Raw genomic sequence first — 16633 nt, forward strand, 5'->3', positions numbered from 1 at the left:
TCCGATAGCCTGTCGAATGTTCTGTGTCGTCGAGCTGGGGAGGATCGAGATGTCGACAACTGTGGAGGGTGCCGGGGTGGCGCGGAATGTGTCGGGGGTCGACATTCTGCGTGGGCTGCGTGACCTGGCGAAGGACTGGCCGATCGTCGCGGGAGTGGTACCCAAGATGATTCCGCGCCCGACCACCCGCAAGGAATCCATCGGCAAGACCTTCCAGGAGACGGTCGCCAGGTACCCGGATCGTCCGTTCCTGCGCTTCCACGGTGAGTCTCGGACCTACCGCGACTGCAATGCCGAGGCGAATCGCATCGCCGCCGACCTGGCGGCGCGGGGGATCGGCCGAGGCGACGTGGTCGCCATCCTGGCCAAGAACTGTCCCGAAGTGGTGCTCTGCATGCTTGCGACGGTCAAGCTCGGGGCCATCGCCGGCATGATCAACCACCATCAGCGTGGGGCCGTCCTCGAACACAGTCTCGGCCTCATCGACGCCAAGATCCTGCTGCTGCAGCCGGGACTCGAGGAGGCGTTGGAGACGGTCGCCGACACGGCAGTTCCGCCTGCGGTCGTGGATTTCGACGAACTGTCCGAGTCGAGCGCGCTGTGTAGCACTGCCGACCCCGCAGTCACCGACGACATCGAGGCCGCAGAAACCGCCTATTACATCTTCACCTCGGGCACGACCGGTTACCCCAAGGCCAGCAAGATGAGCCACCACCGGTGGCACGCGGCCATGTACGGGATCGGCGGCATGGGAGTCCGGCTGCGGCCCGAGGACACCATGTATGCAGCGCTGCCCTTCTATCACAACAACGCGTTGACGATCGCCGTGTCGTCGGCGATCCGGGCCGGTGCCTGTCTCGCGATCGGCGAGCAGTTCTCCGCCTCGGGCTTCTTCGACGACATCATCCGCAACCGGGCGACCGCGTTCTGCTATATCGGGGAACTGTGTCGATACCTTCTTGCGCAGCCCGAAAAGCCCACGGACCGAGCACATTCCGTTCGGGTCATGGTCGGCAACGGTTTGCGTCCGGAGATCTGGGACGAGTTCACCAGTCGCTTCGGGATCGATCGCGTCGCCGAACTGTACGCGGCCAGCGAGGGCAACGTCGGGTTCATCAACCTGTTCGGTATCCCGAAGACCGCTGGTTTCACGCCGCTCAAATACATCCTCGTGGAGTACGACGAACAGACCGGTGAACCGCGTCGTGACGCCGACGGGCGTGTCATCAAGGTCGGCAAACACGGCACCGGACTCATGCTTGGCGAGATCAACAAGAGGGCCCAGTTCGACGGCTACACCGATCCTGCCGCATCGGAGAAGAAGATCGTCAGCAACGCGGTGAAGGACGGCGACCGGTGGTTCAACTCCGGAGACGTGGTGCGCGATCAAGGATTCGGGCACATCGCCTTCGTCGATCGCATCGGTGACACCTTCCGATGGAAGGGCGAGAACGTGGCGACCACCGAGGTGGAGGCCGCTCTGGACAGCCACGACCTGATCGCCCAGTCGGTGGTCTTCGGAGTGGAGGTGCCCGGCGCGGACGGCAAGGCGGGTATGGCGGCCATCGTGTTGGCCGACGGCGCCGAGTTCGATGCCGACGCCATCGCCGAGCACGTCCGGGAGAGCCTGCCGCGCTACGCGGTTCCCCTGTTCGTCCGCATCGTCGATCATCTCGAACACACGTCGACGTTCAAGAACATCCGGGTCGACCTGCGTAAGCAGGGCTACCGCGACACCGGAGACGATCCGCTGTTCGTCCTGCGTGGTGCGCCGGCCACCTATCAGGAGTTCGAGCTCGCACACCTCGACGACGTGGTGGCGTCCGCGGGGGCCAAGGTCGCGTCATAGCCGCGACGACCGGTACCGGCGGGCAGGAGACGCTCGACGAAGGTCAACGCTGAGCTCTGCCAGACCCGGATGTGGTCGAGCATCGCGTGCTCGCCACCGGGTATCGGCAGATAGGTGGCATCGAGGCCGCGGGTGACGAGTTCGCCGATGCCCTTCTCGGTGCGGCGGGCGAACGTGCGTTCGTCGGCCGTGCCGTGCATGGCGAGGACCCGCACACCGTCGTGGATCAGCCGCCAATCCGCGTACTGCCACCACGGTGCGAGGGCGAGCAGACCGTTCACACGGGGGTCTGCGGCGAGGTGCGCACCGACCCGACCGCCCATCGAATGCCCGATGAGCACGATCGGAACCCCGGGATGGGCGCGGGCGGCAGCCTCGAGTGCCGCCCGCGCGTAGGGGAGCGGACTGGCCTGGCCGCCGTTCCAGCCGCGGACGCGATAACGCACCTGCCGGACCTCGACGGCCCCACCGAACCGGGCGCGGATCGACCAGGTGAACGGGTACATGCGCAGCGCGGAGGCCTGGCGTGTGCTGAACGGCCGGTAGCTGCGGTCGGTGCCTCCCGGGAGGACCAGCACCACCGCCGCGACGTCGGTACCGGTACGTCGTGGTTTCACCAACCGCATGTCATCGCCCCTTTTCCGGTCGGCAACACGGTAACCGTTCGATTCGGGTGCCCGCTCGAAGGGTGCGGCGATGGCAGAATTGCCCCATGGCACACCCACGAGCAGGAACACCCGCGCTTCCCGAGGATCTGATCGATGTGGCCGCCGTCGAACGGGCCTATTACGACAAGAAGCCCGATCCCGACAATCCCCTGCAGCAGGTCGTGTTCGGCACGTCGGGGCACCGTGGTTCCAGTCTCGACACCGCATTCAACGAGGACCACATCCTCGCGACGACGCAGGCCATCGTCGAGTACCGGACGTCGGCCGGGATCACCGGGCCGCTGTTCATCGGGTTCGACACGCACGTGTTGTCGATTCCGGCGTGGCGTAGTGCCCTCGAGGTCCTCGTAGCCAACGAGGTCGACGTCTACATCGCGGAGAACGAGAAGTTCACCCCGACGCCCGCGGTGAGCTTTGCCATCTTGCGCTTCAATCGGGCGACGCCGGGCCTGCTCGCCGACGGCATCGTGGTGACCCCGTCGCACAACCCGCCGCGCGACGGCGGCTTCAAGTACAACCCGCCCAGCGGCGGACCAGCCGACACCTCGATCACCACGGTGGTCGCCGAGCGCGCGAACGAACTGTTGCGGAACAAGCTCGACGGGGTCAAGCGCATCCCCTTCGAACGTGCCCGGCACAGCGAGTTCATCCACGAATACCCGTTCACTGCCACGTATGTCGATCATCTGCACGAGGTCGTCGACATGACCGCGATCCGTGACGCGGGTATCCGGATCGGTGCCGATCCCCTCGGCGGGGCGTCGGTGGGCTATTGGGCAGAGATCGGATTCCGTTACAACCTGGCCAACCTCACCGTGGTGAATCCGACCGTCGATCCGACGTTCCGGTTCATGACACTCGACACCGACGGCAAGATCCGGATGGATTGCTCGTCGCCGAATGCGATGGCATCGCTCATCGCCTCGCGCGACAGCTACGACATCGCGACCGGGAACGACACCGATTCCGACCGGCACGGCATCGTGACCACCGACGCCGGCCTGATGAACCCGAACCACTACCTCGCGGTGGCCATCGACTACCTGTTCACCCATCGTCCCGGTTGGGCGGCCGACGCCGCGGTCGGCAAGACACTGGTGTCGTCGTCGCTGATCGATCGTGTGGTGGCCGGAATCGGGCGTCCGCTGGTCGAGGTGCCGGTGGGCTTCAAATGGTTCGTCGACGGATTACTCAACGGCACTGTCGCATTCGGCGGTGAGGAGAGTGCCGGTGCGTCGTTCCTGACCTTCGACGGTGCGCCGTGGTCGACCGACAAGGACGGCATCATCATGGCGTTGTTGGCGTCGGAGATCCTGGCCAAGACCGGCAAGACGCCGTCGCAGCGTTACCGCGAGCTGGCGGACGAATACGGTGAGAGCGCCTACGCGCGTATCGATGCGCCCGCCTCACGTGAGCAGAAGGCAGCGCTGGCGAAACTGTCCGCCGGGCAGGTCACCGCGACCGAGTTGGCCGGTGAACCGATCACGGCCATCCTCACCGAGGCGCCCGGCAACGGTGCGCCGATCGGCGGTCTCAAGGTCACCACCGACAACGCCTGGTTTGCGGCCCGCCCGTCGGGAACCGAGGATGTGTACAAGATCTACGCCGAATCATTCAGGGGCGCCGACCATCTGGCGACCGTGCAGCAGCAGGCGCAGGAACTCGTCGATTCGGTGCTGGCATGAGCGACAAGCGAACTCCGTCCGGTTCCTCGTCCTATCAGCCGCGGCCGACCTCGAGCCGCACCACGTATGTTCTCGTCGGTGCCGCGATCGTCATCGTCGCGGCCCTCGTGATCGGCGGTGTGGTCTGGAACAGCCAGCGGGACAAGGGATCAGCCGACGAGGCGGTGCTCAGCGAAAACGCGGCTCTGATCATCGGGGCACCGTCGGCGCCGCAGACGATCGACGTCTTCGAGGATTTCATGTGCCCGGTGTGCCAGACCTTCGAACAGCAATCCGGTACGTCGATCACCCGTGCGATCAACGAGGGCACGCTACGCGTCCGCTATCACATGCTCACCTTCCTCGACAAGCAGTCGTCGTCGGGGGATTACTCGTCGCGTGCGGCAGGCGCCGCTCAGTGCGTCGGCGAGTCGGAGAACAAAGACGTCTTCTTGAAGTTCCATTCGGCGTTGTTCACCGAGCAGCCCAAGGAGGGCGGCGACACCGACCTGAGCAACGCCGACCTGGCGCGGATCGCGGGGCAGCAGGGCGCATCTGCGGCCACCCAGAAATGCATCTCCGACGGTGCCCGGGTCACTCAGGCGCAGGAAGCGGCCAAACAATCCCAGGTCCAACTCGACAAGGCCGCGGGCCAGGTCGCGACGCCGAGCGTGCTGTCCGGCGGAGAGCCTGTCGACGCGATCATGGACGGCACGGCCTGGCTGGACCAACTGTTGGCACAGCAGGGGTGATCGACCCCGACGTGCGCCATGTGAGGTCCGACGCCGACCGGACGATGTTCGCCCGACGCTGAGCATCGTCGTCGGCCCCGGCCGCCGTCCCTTCTCGGCTACGGGACTCGACCCGTGTGGCCACTTGCCGTGCCCCGCCGTGGCTGACGCCCGCAGCGGCCGATCAACTGCTCGGTGGGTGTCGCGTCGGTCGGTGGGGTCACGGCTGGGCCGAAGACACCCGGTTGCCGGATGACCTCCGCGGGCAGCGTGTCGAACAAGCGGTTCATGAAAGTGGTTGCCTGCTCGGGAAAGGAGACCGTACGGCCCGCCGTGGTGGCCAGGTCCCAGCCGTGCAGGAACAGGTCGGCGGCCGGGAAGCTCAAGCCCTCGGCCACTGTCCGTGTACCCAGCGGAGACTCCACGATGCGGTCGAGATCGTCGACTGAAGCGGCTGCGGCCCGGGCAGCCTCGGCGAGTTGATGCCAATGCTCTGCGGGTTCACCGCGCACCGCCGTCGATGGAGGATCGTGAGCAACGAACTCGAACGTCTCGCCCCGAAGGATGCGAGCCCCCGCGCTTGTCGCATCGCACAGATGGCCGAGCACATCCAGGCCCGTCCACCCCGCGCAGGGCGACGCCGCGGCCCAGGCGGAAGTCGGAGTGCGGTCGACGATCTCGGTGAAGAAATCCAGACCTTCGTCGTACAGATCGAGTGCGGTGTAGGTCATGTGTGCTCCCGATTGGGTGGTGAGACCGGACTTCCGTTGTTTCACGATAAGCCCGGCCGCTGACATCGCGGTCCACTGCTGCTCGGGTACCTCACCAGAAACGCCGCGATCACGATGCCTGTCATCGTCGCGGCGTAGGGTCGCGTCATCTCGTTCGCACCGGAGGAGGACTGATGGCGCAGCAGGCGAACAAGACAGTGGCCACAACGGCGAGCGTCCAGGACTTCGTCGCCGATCTCGACTGTGAACAGCAACGTGACGACTGCGGCACACTCATCACGCTGATGGCCCGGGTGACAGGACAGCCGCCGGCGATGTGGGGATCGGCGATCATCGGCTTCGGTTCACATCACTACGTGTACGACAGCGGCAGGGAGGGCGATATGCCCGCACTGGCCTTCTCACCGCGGAAAGGCAAGTTCGCGCTCTACATCACCGATGACGCCGGACGCTACCCAGACCTGCGGGCGCGCCTTGGAAAGCACAAGACAGCCAAGTCGTGCATCTACATCAAGAGGCTCTCCGACGTCGACGGCAGTGTTCTCGAGGAACTCCTGGAGGCGGCATTTCGCGACGTCCCCAGCGCCACATGAGGAAGGGGAGTCACGCCACCACCCGAGTGCGTCGTCGCACTTCACTCCGGTAGATGACGCATCCGAGACGGGCCGGGCGCCGGCGTGCCCGTCATCCGGTGGCGGCCCGGCTGTGGCCTCGACAACGACGAAGCCCGTTCCGAACGATGTTCGAAACGGGCTTCGTATTCGGTGGAGCTAAGGGGACTCGAACCCCTGACCCCCACACTGCCAGTGTGGTGCGCTACCAGCTGCGCCATAGCCCCGTATGTGGTTGTCACCCTGTTTCAAGGGCAAAGGGAAAACTACACCATCGTAGGGAGTCGAACCAAATCCGCAGGACGGGTGCGGTGTCCTACTGTGACGTGCATGGCCGAGGCCAAGATCGACTTCAAGAAGACTCTCGATTCGTACCGGGCCACTCGGGGTGCGTTCCGGATCCTGGACGTGCCGGACATGCGGTACCTCATGCTCGACGGGCACGGTGACCCCAATGTTTCGCCGTTGTTCGCGGCGTCGATCGAGACGCTGTATCCGGTGGCCTACACGCTGAAATTCGCCGCCAGACGTGAACTGGGCCGCGACCACGTGGTCCCTCCGCTGGAGGGGTTGTGGTGGTCGGACGAGATGGACTCGTTCACGGTGAATCGCGACAAGTCGCGGTGGCAGTGGACGCTGATGATCATGGTCCCGGACTGGATCGACGACGCCGCGATGGCCGCGGCCGTGGCGGCGGTCCGGGCGAAAGGGGCGCCGCCTCGTCTCGACGATGTCCGCGTCGAACTCCTCGCCGAGGGCCGGTGTGTGCAGACCCTGCACGTGGGTTCTTTCGACGACGAGGCCGACGTTCTCGCGCGACTGCACGACGAGTTCATCCCGGGGGAAGGGCTGACCATGGTCGGGCGCCATCACGAGATCTATCTCAGCGACTTCCGCAGGACGGCCGCGCATCGGCTGAGGACCATCCTGCGTCAGCCGGTCGCCGCAGTCGGCCCACTCACCCCTGTCGTGCCTTGAATCGCGGGTCCTTCTTGTTGATCACGAAGATCCGTCCACGTCTGCGGACCACCTGGGCGCCGGGCTTGTTCTTGAGGGATCGAACCGAGTTGCGTACCTTCATGCCGCCATCGTAAACGACAATGATTGTCAATAGGAGCCCGGTGGGGTCGGGTTGCATATGACGGGGCCCGGCACCGCGATGCGGTGCCGGGCCCGGAGTCTTCTCGACGTGGCGTCAGTGAGCGGCTTCGAAGGCCTCGATCACGGTCAGCGGGATGCGCCCGCGATCGCTGACCTCGTATCCGTTCTTCGTCGCCCAATCCCGAATGGCCTTGGTCTGTTCCTTGCTGCGCGTCATCGAGGCGGCTGCCGCACGCTTGACACCACGCGCCGAGGTCACCCGTGACACCGACTGATACTTCGCGAGCGAATCGCGGAACTGGGCCGCATGCTTTGCCGAGGTGTCGAACTCGTAGGTCTTCCCGTCCAGCGACCAGCGAACCGTCTCGTACTCGTCGAGAACCTTGCCGTCGATGTCGTCAATGACTTGAACGATTTCCTTCTTCGCCATCCTGAACTCCCTGTCCGTGGGTGGAATGTGTTCCGGTGTGAATTGGCGCGCGGCGGCGGGCCATGGCGTGCACACTCGTGGTCGGGTTCTTCTCTGCCCTTTTCTCCGGTCTTTGTTGGTCGGATACATGATAGACGTCAAATAATAAGTTGACGCTGAGAAGCACGTCTTTCCACAGGGCGTGGCGGGAATTGATCGATTCGTATTCTCGTATCGATCACGAAGTCGGTACGGCAGGTGTGGTCGTTTCGATTTCCGGCGAGGTCGGGAGCGCCGAGGCCTCGGACCCGGTCGAGTCGGTCATTCCGAGGAGTTCGGCCGGTGCTCGATCGGATGCTTCGATCGGGCTGTAACCCGTTGAGGTGACAGAGAATCCGGATTTCGAGCGGGATTCCAGACAGAACAATCCGGCCGCCTCGACAAGGCACGAGAAGCGGGACACCGAAATGGTGTTGCCGTAGCCGACGATTGTGCTGCGGTACAGCACCGGATAACGATTCTCGCATGCACCGTGGTGTGGCCCGTCGGTGCTCAGCGTCACAAGATTTCGCGTCCAGCGACACGCCGACGATGTGCCGGACGGTGGGGAACCGCGCGTTTCCGAGTTGAGGCGGCACGCCAGCGTGGTCTCGCCATTTGGTGCCGTCGAACAGTTCACCGCACGGTCGGGAGTGGAGAAGTGGAAACCCGAGGTGTCCATCAGCGGTGATTCCGGGCTCGTCGATCCCTGGTGATAACGGGAATTCTCGACACGGGGTGCGAGTGCGACGATTCGTCCAATCGTCCAGTTGGGCAACGCGGTGACCGGGGTGTCGGCATCGTCGATCTCAGAGGTCGTCGACGAGATCGACTCTGTTTCCGATTGTGTGGACAACACGTCGGTCGGTGGCAGAACGATCTGCGACGGCTTTGTATCGGTGTCGAGTGAACAGGCGGTGACCGCTGCGGCGAGAAGTGTGACGATCGCCGCGGCAGCCCAGAGGTGCGCCGGTCGTCGTGGTGGGTATCCGTACCCTGGCACTGTGTCGACCCCCAAGATTGTTCTGTTCTACGTGTTCACGCCGTTGGCGGATCCCGAGGCCATTCGGCTGTGGCAGCAGTCCGTCTGCGAACAGCACGGCCTGCGGGGCAGGATCATCGTGTCACCCCATGGGATCAACAGCACCGTCGGCGGTGACATTGTCGATGTGAAACGGTACGTCAAGGCGACTCGGTCGTATCCGGCGTTCAAGAATGCCGACATCAAATGGTCCGACGGCGTCGGCGACGATTTCCCGCGCCTCAGTGTTCGGGTTCGACCGGAAATAGTGACGTTCGGCGTGCCCGACGAAGTCCGGGTGGACGCCGACGGAGTGGTCGGGGGCGGGGCGCGGCTGAGCCCGAAAGCGGTGCACGATCTGGTCGCCGCTCGTGGCGAGGATGTCGTCTTCTTCGACGGGCGTAATCGGATCGAATCGGAGGTCGGGCGATTCTCCGGTGCCGTGACGACCGACGCGCAGACGACTCGTGACTTCGTGCCGATGCTCGACAGTGGCGCCTACGACCACCTCAAGAACCGACCGATCGTCACCTACTGCACCGGCGGCGTGCGGTGTGAGGTCCTCAGTGCCCTCATGCGCGACCGTGGTTTCGAGGAGGTGTACCAGCTCGACGGCGGGATCGTCCGGTACGGCGAGGAGTACGGCGACGACGGGCTCTGGGCGGGCTCTCTCTACGTTTTCGACCGCCGCATGACCGTCGACTTCTCCGACCACGCCAGCGTGGTGGGCACGTGCGTCGGATGTGGTGCACCCACCCGTGAGGTGTCGAACCATCCCGACGAACTCGGCCGCGAACTCGCCGTCATCTGTTCGGACTGCCGGGACTCGAACGCGGCGGTCGCGCCCGTGGAGGCGCTGTCGCGGTGAGTCGTGCGGCGATCCCGGTCATCGTGGTGGCCGGTTTCTTGGGATCCGGCAAGACGACGCTGCTCAATCATCTGCTGCGTACCGCGTCCGGGACACGAATCGGCGTGCTGGTCAACGACTTCGGGTCCATCAACATCGACGCGATGTTGATCGCCGGCCAGGCCGACGGAACCGTGAGCCTGTCCAACGGATGTATGTGCTGCTCCGTGGACGCCGACGGACTCGAGGGTGCGCTCGATCGGTTGGTCCGTCCGTCGGCGGGTATCGACGTCATCGTCGTCGAAGCGAGTGGCATCGCCGAACCGCGTGCGCTGATCCGGATGATCACCGGGCTCTCCGACCCACGCCTGGCCTACGGCGGATTGGTCTACGTCGTGGACGCGGCCACGATCGAGGAGCTGCGCGAACGGCACCCGGAGGTCGATCGCCACATCGAGATCGCCGATCTGGTGGTACTCAACAAGGCCGATCTGATCACCGACACGATGCTGTCGTCGCTGCGTACCGCGTTGGGTGCGATCAACGACACCGCACCGACGGTCGCCACGGTGGATGCGGTGATCGAACCGGAGCTGCTGTTCGACGCGTCCGAGCGTCCCGAATCGGGGCCGCGCAGCGGACAACTGACCTTCGACGAACTGCTCGCGGAATGTGCCGCGGACGATCACGCCTCCCATGACCATGCGCATCTGCACGACGCGTATCAGTCGGTCGAGTTCTCTACCGACCGTCCGATGAACCCGCGCCGGCTCGCGGCCTTCCTCGAACGACCGCCGTCGGGCAGCTACCGGGTGAAGGGCGTGGTCGGATTCGACGTCCCCGGGCATCGGCAGTGCTACGTCGTGCACGCGGTCGGCGGTTTCGTGCGGGTCCAGCGACAACCGTGGGGGCCGGGTCCGCGCACGACCAGCATCGTCGTCATCGGATCGGGTGTGGACTCCGCGGTGGTGCATGGCCGGCTACAGGCCGCGATCGACGACGGCGAACGCGACGAACACGGCATCTTGAGCATCACCCGCTACGTCACAGCTCCCTAACGGTTTTCATCGCCCCAGGTCGCGAATTTTCCAAAGCGTCGTCGGCCTGTTTCACTTGTTACGAATGTGACTAGTGTGGCCGGTGTTGCATGTAGGAAGGGAGGGCGGCGTCCCGACGACCACGTGGGTCGGGGGAGGCCGACGCGATGATGACCCAGACTTCGATGACCTCGAGTTCGGCCGTGCGGACGGTCGGTCGTCGCACACGGATGAGTGTCGCGGTGATGTCGGTGTTCGCGATGGTCGCCGGCTCGGCGACCGCGGCGGCGATCGGCGCACCGACGGCATCGGCGGCGCCGGCGCCGGCAGCGCCCGTCGCGCCGACGCCGGTGGCCAAGATCTTGGCAGGCAAGACGATCTTCCTCGATCCCGGGCACCAGGCGAGTTCCGCCGGACACAACTTGAACGCCCAGGTCCCGGACGGGCGAGGCGGGAAGAAGGACTGCCAGACGACCGGCGCGACGTCGGTCAACGGCGTACCTGAACACACCATCACCTGGCAGATCACGCAATTGGTCAAGGCGGGTCTGGAAAGCCAGGGCGCCCGGATCGTGCTCAGTCGGCCCGACGACAAGGGGTGGGGTGGGTGCGTCGACCAGCGTGCTGCCGCGGCGAGCAAGTCGGGTGCCGCGGTCGCGGTGAGCCTGCACGCCGACTCCACGTCGGCGAACGCGGACGCCTCCAAGAAGGGCTTCCACATGATCGTGCCGTCGCTGCCCATCCCGGATGCCACCGTCAACCGCGTCCAGGGTGGCGAGGGGCGCAAGGCCTCCACCACGATGCGCGACGCCTTCGCGAAGGCGGGGTTCCCGGAAGCCAATTACGCGGGCGTGGTCAAGGGCATCCAGACCCGAGCCGACATCGCCGGGGTGAACCTGACCAAGGTGCCCGCGGTCTTCGTGGAGATGGGCAACCTGTCCAATCCTGCCGAGGCTGGTGCACTGTCGGGTAAGGACGGCCAGCTCAAGTACGCGATGGCGGTCACCGACGGCATCCTCAACTACGTGCGCGGTTCCGCGGCGGCACCTGCACCGGCGCCGAACAGCCCGGCACCGGAGTCCGGGGCCCCGGCCAAGCCGGCGCCCGACGCCGCGGCGCCGCCGACCACCGCGCCCCCGTCGGGACCCAGCGATCCCGACGCGGGACTGGCATCGGTCATCCCGTTCGTGCAGCAACTGTTGGGCACCGAGGATCCGTCGGCCATCGCCGCACTGCTCCTCGGCCAAGGGCAGGACGTGTCCGCCGAGGTGCTGCGTGCGATGCTCCCGATCGTCTACGGACTCTTCGGCGGGAAGCTGCCCGTCGGCTGAGCGGGCACCTAGGCTGAGGTCATGGCGCTCAAGGACCTGATCGTGATGAAGACCCCGGTGCCCCGCTTGGCGGGCCGGACCGTATTGATCACCGGCGCGGCAAGCGGGATCGGTCGGGCCACCGCGCAGGCCGCGGCGGCCGATGGTGCCGAACTGGTGCTCACCGATCTGCACTCGGCCGACCTCGACGATGTCGTCGCCGAGATCACCGGCGCCGGAGGCACGGTGCTCTACCATCTCGCCGGCGACGTCTCCGACTACGACTGGGTGCGTTCGTTCGCCCATCAGGTCGACTCCGAGGTCGGCGTGATGGACGTGGTGATGAACATCGCCGGGATCTCGGCGTGGGGGACGGTGGACAACCTCACCCACAAGCATTGGCGCAGCCTGGTCGACGTCAATCTGATGGGTCCGATCCACATCATCGAATGCTTTGTCCCGCAGATGATCCGACGTGGACAGGGCGGGCACCTGGTGAACGTGTCGTCGGCGGCGGGGTTGTTGGCGCTGCCGTGGCACGCCGCCTACAGCGCCAGCAAGTTCGGCATTCGCGGGGTGTCGGAGGTCTTGCGATTCGACCTGCGCCGCCACGGGATCGGCGTCAGCCTGGTCTGCCCGGGCGGAGTCGACACCCCGTTGGTGGACACGGTCGACATCGTCGGCGTCGACCGTGACGATCCGCGCGTCAAAGCCCAGATCGCCCGATTCCACAAGGTCGCCGTCAGCCCGGAGAAGGCGGCCGAGGCGATCCTGAAGGGCGTGCGCCGCAACCGGTTCCTCGTCTACACGTCGTTCGACATCCGCTTCGGGTACTGGTGGGCACGTAAGTTCGCCCTCCCGTACGAGATCGTCATGCGTGTGGCCAACGACCAGTTCGATCGGCTCGCACGTACCAGCGCGGCATCTCTGGAACGAAAAGCTCAGGAGCACAACGGTTCCGATCTTCCGTCCGATGACCGCCCCCTTTCGTAAACGACGGCCCGGGGGCGACGCCGACTTCTTTCGCGCCGAGGCCGCCGGACTCCGCTGGCTGGCCGCCGGAGGCGGACCCGTCGTGGAGGTGCTCGCGGTGGGTGACGACGTCATCGAACTCGCGCACCTGGACTCCGTGCGCCCGTCGACGGCGGCGGCGCGGGAGTTCGGCACCCGTCTGGCGCGCATGCACGATGCAGGTGCGCCGCGTTTCGGCAGCGCCCCGGACGGTTACCACGGTCGACAGTTCATCGGTGAACGTTCGCTGAGCTCGACCACCCACGACCGGTGGGGAGAGTTCTACGCCGCCGAGCGCGTGCTGCCGTATCTGGCGCCGGCCCTGCGGGCGGGGTATCTGGAGCCCGACGACGCCGAGGCCACGCGCGCGGCATGCACGGTGATCTCCGCGGGGACCTTCGACGACGGCGACGGTCCGGCTCGACTGCACGGGGATCTGTGGAACGGAAACGTGTTGTGGACGTCGGATGGCGTGGTGTTGATCGATCCCGCAGCGCACGGTGGCCATCGGGAGACCGATCTGGCGATGCTCGCGCTGTTCGGCTGCCCGATGCTCGACGAGATCGTCGAGGCCTACCACGCGGAGCATCCGCTGCGGGTCGGCCGGGCCGAGCGCGTCCCGTTGCACCAGTTGCATCCGCTGGCGGTGCATGCGGCCGGGCACGGACCGTCGTACGGTGCGGCGTTGGGGCGTGCGGCGAGGGCGACGCTCGCCGTGGCCGGGCAGACGCCATAATCAGAGTCCGTGACCATCGACTCTGCGACCCTCATCGTTGCGGCGACCCGTTCCGAGGCGCGTTATGCACCGGCCGGTTCCCGCGTGCTCATCACCGGGATCGGCAAGGTCAGGGCTGCCACGACGCTGACCCGGGTGTTGGCGGGCAGCGGTGACGCACCCATCCGGCAGGTGCTCAACATCGGTACCGCGGGTGCGTTGCACGACCACCATGCCGGACTGTTCCTGCCGTCGGTCGTCGTCGAACACGACATCAGCAGCGCCGAACTGCGTTTGATGGGCTATCCGGTCGTCGACCGGTGGGAGATGCCCGACGGCGACGGTTCGGTGCTCGCGTCCGGAGACACCTTCGTTGCCGATCCGGTGCGCCGTGCCGCGCTTGCCGCAGACGCCGATCTGGTGGACATGGAGGGATGCGCGATCGCGCATGTCTGTGCCGAGTTCGGGGTGCCCTGTCGACTCGTGAAGGTGGTCAGCGACGGGGCCGACGAGAACTCACTGGACTGGCCTGTCCTCGTGGACGCGGCGGCACGCCAGCTCGGTGACTGGCTCGGCCGGCACTGACGGTTCTCGCGGACGGAACCCTGCCGCCGGTTCAGCCGCGGTAGCGGCCCCGGGTCGACGGATAGGCCGCCGCCGACGCCGAGCGCACGGCAGGCTCCGGGCCTCCCGCGGTCGGTGCCGGTCGCTGCCTCACCGCCGCTGCGGCACGGCGCTCGCCTGTTTCGACACGCTCGTCGGGCGCGATCCGTTCGATCGGTTCGATCAGTTCGCCCGCTTCCGCACGATGCACCGCACCGGCGGTCGCACGACGCTTCGCCGTGGCCTGGGCACCCGCCGACTTCGGTGGGGTTGCACGTCGACCAGAGGCCTTGGAGCCGGAGGTGCGAGCCTCGCCGTCCGCCTTGGCCGCGGCGTTCTGGCCCCGGGCCGGTCGCTTCTTGGCGGGTGGCGCTGCGGTGGCATTGGGGCTGGCATCGCGGGTGGCATCGCGCGCAGTGCCCGTACGTGCACGGCGTCCGTCGCCACCAGTCGCCGCGGCCTTCTTGGCCGTGGCACGGTCGGGATCGCCTTGGCGGGTTCTAGGCTTCGCGGGTCGTGGCGGTCGCTTGGCGCCTGCCTTGGCAGCGGACGCCTTGGTGGGCGTCGCCGTCCGGGACGTACCGGTGCCACGGGTACCGCCGGTACGGGCCGGCGGCGTGAAGCCCTTGCCGAAGATCCGGCCACCGGTGAGGAACCACCGGGCGGCCACCAGCAGCAGGGTCACCACGAATGTGAGCGCCATCCACGGGAAGTCGTTGGCGATCGGCAACAGCACCTTGAAGATGAGGCTCTTGAGCCCCGACGACGCCTGATCGGCGTTGAGCCCGTAGAGCGTGATGACTCCAACGAGGAAGGCGATCAGTGGGGGTTGCGCCGCCGCGGTGAACAGAGCGCGGCGGCGCACTACCAGGGCCGCGGCCACACACCCGACCAGATAGCAGAATTTGAAGACGGCCCCGAGGGCATCGGTGTTGCTGGCATCGATCGTCGCGCCGATCGCGGTGATGACGGTTGCCACCAGCACGGCGCCCCACCAGGGGACGCCGCGGACCGTGGGCAGTACCGATTGCTGGGCCAGCGGTACCGCCGAACGCTGTTGCTGGGCAGAAGACACATCTAGACGGTACCGGTTGGCCCCTGAAAAACTCTTAACCGCCGGGTGATGTTGCGCATTGTCCGTGCGCACCGCGGACGGCGACGTCGATCGGCGAAACCGGGGTGTGTTCCGGCTCACCGTGCAACGCATCGAGTTCGGCCAACTTCCGGGCGGTGACACCGACTCGCGAGTCCACGGCACCGACCGTCGCGTTGAAGGATTCGACGGCGCGGCGTAGCGAGGTGCCGAGCCGATCGAAGTGTCCCAGCACGCTGCCGAGTCGGTGATGCAATTCGACGCCGAGCTGATGGATGACTGCGGCGTCCTGCGCCATCGCGTCGTGCCGCCAGCCGAGCGCGACCGTGCGCAGCAGGGCGACGAGAGTCGACGGCGTGGTGAGTACCACGTTCTTGGCGAACCCGTACTCGATGAGATCCGCATCGGAGCGCAGCGCGGCCTCGAGGACCGGATCGCTCGGCACGAACAGCACCACCATCTCCGGGGTGTTGTCGAAGGCCGACCAATAGGCCTTCGACGACAGGTGGGTGATGTGTGCACGCAGCGCGCGAGCATGGTCGCCGAGATGCTGCGCCGACTCGGCAGGATCTTCGGCTGACTCGACCGCCGCGAGGTAGGACTGCAGTGGCACCTTGGCGTCGACCACGATGTCGCGGCCGCCCGCGAGGTGCACCACCATGTCCGGACGGACCGTGCCCGTCGCCGACTGCGCGGACACCTGCGTCGAGAAGTCGCAGTGTCGCGACATCCCGGCGAGCTCGACCACGCGCTCGAGTTGCAGTTCTCCCCAGCGGCCACGTACCTGCGGGGTGTGCAGTGCATTGGTCAGCTGCCGGGTCTGATTGGTCAGTTCGGTCGACATGGCGTGCATACCGCGGACCTGTTCGGTGAGTCCGGCGTAGGCGCTGATCCGATGATTCTCGGTGCGTCGCAACTCCTCGGACAGCTGAGTCAACACACCGCGCAGCGGATCCACGATGTGCGCGACCTGGGAGCCGATCGCCGTCGATTGACGTCGCGCGGCATCTTCGCTGGCCGTGGACAACGAGCGGGCGGCGATGTCCTGGGCGGCACGAACCGAGTCGAGCTCGGCTTGTGCCGCGGCGAGGCTCGCGGCCGATCGCGATGCCTGGGCCAACCATCCGATCACGAGCCCGGCGGCGAGGCCGGCGATGACGGCGACAACCACTGACGTGTTCATGGTGGCCATC

18 protein-coding genes and 1 tRNA gene are annotated in these 16633 nt (G+C 66.2%); 11 read left to right on the plus strand and 8 right to left on the minus strand.

The window, feature by feature from the left end; genetic code table 11:
• The first annotated feature begins 49 nt into the window (after window positions 1-49).
• Window positions 50-1849: a long-chain-acyl-CoA synthetase gene (locus tag AAFP35_RS22160; protein WP_419223821.1), complete on the plus strand. Its 1800-nt coding sequence runs from the start codon at window positions 50-52 to the stop codon at window positions 1847-1849.
• Here AAFP35_RS22160 and AAFP35_RS22165 read toward each other — a convergent pair.
• Window positions 1783-2475 (minus strand): alpha/beta hydrolase, encoded by a 693-nt coding sequence (locus AAFP35_RS22165; RefSeq protein WP_419223822.1) that lies wholly within the window; start codon window positions 2473-2475, stop codon window positions 1783-1785. The two genes, AAFP35_RS22160 and AAFP35_RS22165, sit on opposite strands and share 67 nt — an antisense overlap.
• An 86-nt stretch (window positions 2476-2561) precedes the next feature.
• On the opposite strand from AAFP35_RS22165, the gene pgm reads away from it, so the two are divergent.
• Together pgm and AAFP35_RS22175 are read left to right on the plus strand one after the other, a co-directional pair.
• The gene (pgm, locus tag AAFP35_RS22170) at window positions 2562-4202 is read left to right on the plus strand and encodes a phosphoglucomutase (alpha-D-glucose-1,6-bisphosphate-dependent) (protein WP_419223823.1); all 1641 of its coding nucleotides are present in this window, start codon (window positions 2562-2564) and stop codon (window positions 4200-4202) included.
• Window positions 4199-4933 (plus strand): thioredoxin domain-containing protein, encoded by a 735-nt coding sequence (locus AAFP35_RS22175; RefSeq protein ID WP_419223824.1) that lies wholly within the window; start codon window positions 4199-4201, stop codon window positions 4931-4933. The genes pgm and AAFP35_RS22175 overlap by 4 nt, the downstream gene beginning before the upstream one ends.
• A gap of 98 nt (window positions 4934-5031) precedes the next feature.
• Here AAFP35_RS22175 and AAFP35_RS22180 read toward each other — a convergent pair whose 3' ends face one another.
• A complete protein-coding gene (locus AAFP35_RS22180) occupies window positions 5032-5643 on the minus strand; it encodes a TIGR03086 family metal-binding protein (RefSeq protein ID WP_419223825.1) in 612 nt (203 codons plus the stop codon).
• 173 nt (window positions 5644-5816) lie between these two features.
• Here AAFP35_RS22180 and AAFP35_RS22185 point away from each other — a divergent pair, with 173 nt between their 5' ends.
• Entirely contained in the window at window positions 5817-6236 is a 420-nt protein-coding gene (locus AAFP35_RS22185) for a DUF1801 domain-containing protein (protein ID WP_419223826.1), read from the plus strand.
• A 172-nt stretch (window positions 6237-6408) separates the two neighbouring features.
• Here the strand turns inward: AAFP35_RS22185 and AAFP35_RS22190 are convergent.
• A tRNA-Ala gene (locus tag AAFP35_RS22190) sits at window positions 6409-6481 on the minus strand.
• 103 nt (window positions 6482-6584) lie between these two features.
• On the opposite strand from AAFP35_RS22190, the gene AAFP35_RS22195 reads away from it, so the two are divergent.
• On the plus strand, window positions 6585-7232 hold the full coding sequence (locus AAFP35_RS22195) for a GyrI-like domain-containing protein (protein ID WP_419223827.1): 648 nt from the start codon (window positions 6585-6587) through the stop codon (window positions 7230-7232).
• Here AAFP35_RS22195 and ykgO read toward each other — a convergent pair.
• The 3 genes from ykgO to AAFP35_RS22210 all read right to left on the minus strand — a co-directional run bounded on the left by ykgO (window position 7213) and on the right by AAFP35_RS22210 (window position 8806).
• A complete protein-coding gene (gene ykgO, locus AAFP35_RS22200; protein WP_419223828.1) occupies window positions 7213-7335 on the minus strand; it encodes a type B 50S ribosomal protein L36 in 123 nt (40 codons plus the stop codon). The genes AAFP35_RS22195 and ykgO overlap by 20 nt on opposite strands.
• Window positions 7336-7449: 114 nt before the next feature.
• Window positions 7450-7785: a histone-like nucleoid-structuring protein Lsr2 gene (locus AAFP35_RS22205; protein ID WP_419223829.1), complete on the minus strand. Its 336-nt coding sequence runs from the start codon at window positions 7783-7785 to the stop codon at window positions 7450-7452.
• Window positions 7786-8002: 217 nt separating this feature from the next.
• Window positions 8003-8806 carry a hypothetical protein gene (locus AAFP35_RS22210; RefSeq protein ID WP_419223830.1) on the minus strand — a complete coding sequence of 268 codons (804 nt, stop codon included), beginning with the start codon at window positions 8804-8806 and terminating at the stop codon, window positions 8003-8005.
• Window position 8807: 1 nt separating this feature from the next.
• On the opposite strand from AAFP35_RS22210, the gene AAFP35_RS22215 reads away from it, so the two are divergent.
• From AAFP35_RS22215 to AAFP35_RS22240, 6 genes are all read left to right on the plus strand, one after another.
• Window positions 8808-9692 (plus strand): rhodanese-related sulfurtransferase, encoded by an 885-nt coding sequence (locus AAFP35_RS22215; RefSeq protein ID WP_419223831.1) that lies wholly within the window; start codon window positions 8808-8810, stop codon window positions 9690-9692.
• Window positions 9689-10729 carry a CobW family GTP-binding protein gene (locus tag AAFP35_RS22220; protein ID WP_419223832.1) on the plus strand — a complete coding sequence of 347 codons (1041 nt, stop codon included), beginning with the start codon at window positions 9689-9691 and terminating at the stop codon, window positions 10727-10729. The genes AAFP35_RS22215 and AAFP35_RS22220 overlap by 4 nt, the downstream gene beginning before the upstream one ends.
• 209 nt (window positions 10730-10938) lie before the next feature.
• The gene (locus AAFP35_RS22225) at window positions 10939-12039 is read left to right on the plus strand and encodes an N-acetylmuramoyl-L-alanine amidase (RefSeq protein ID WP_419223916.1); all 1101 of its coding nucleotides are present in this window, start codon (window positions 10939-10941) and stop codon (window positions 12037-12039) included.
• A 21-nt stretch (window positions 12040-12060) separates the two neighbouring features.
• Window positions 12061-13011 (plus strand): SDR family oxidoreductase, encoded by a 951-nt coding sequence (locus tag AAFP35_RS22230; RefSeq protein WP_419223833.1) that lies wholly within the window; start codon window positions 12061-12063, stop codon window positions 13009-13011.
• On the plus strand, window positions 12992-13765 hold the full coding sequence (locus AAFP35_RS22235) for a fructosamine kinase family protein (RefSeq protein ID WP_419223834.1): 774 nt from the start codon (window positions 12992-12994) through the stop codon (window positions 13763-13765). The genes AAFP35_RS22230 and AAFP35_RS22235 overlap by 20 nt, the downstream gene beginning before the upstream one ends.
• 15 nt (window positions 13766-13780) lie before the next feature.
• Window positions 13781-14329: a nucleosidase gene (locus AAFP35_RS22240; RefSeq protein ID WP_419223917.1), complete on the plus strand. Its 549-nt coding sequence runs from the start codon at window positions 13781-13783 to the stop codon at window positions 14327-14329.
• A 31-nt stretch (window positions 14330-14360) separates the two neighbouring features.
• Here AAFP35_RS22240 and AAFP35_RS22245 read toward each other — a convergent pair whose 3' ends face one another.
• Both AAFP35_RS22245 and AAFP35_RS22250 read right to left on the minus strand, forming a co-directional pair.
• Window positions 14361-15422, minus strand: coding sequence for a DUF6542 domain-containing protein (locus AAFP35_RS22245; RefSeq protein ID WP_419223835.1), 1062 nt, complete (start codon window positions 15420-15422; stop codon window positions 14361-14363).
• A 34-nt stretch (window positions 15423-15456) separates the two neighbouring features.
• Entirely contained in the window at window positions 15457-16632 is a 1176-nt protein-coding gene (locus AAFP35_RS22250; RefSeq protein ID WP_419223836.1) for a DNA recombination protein RmuC, read from the minus strand.
• Window position 16633: the final 1 nt, after the last annotated feature.

It is taken from the genome of Gordonia sp. CPCC 206044, from assembly GCF_048537895.1.
Lineage (GTDB): Bacteria > Actinomycetota > Actinomycetes > Mycobacteriales > Mycobacteriaceae > Gordonia.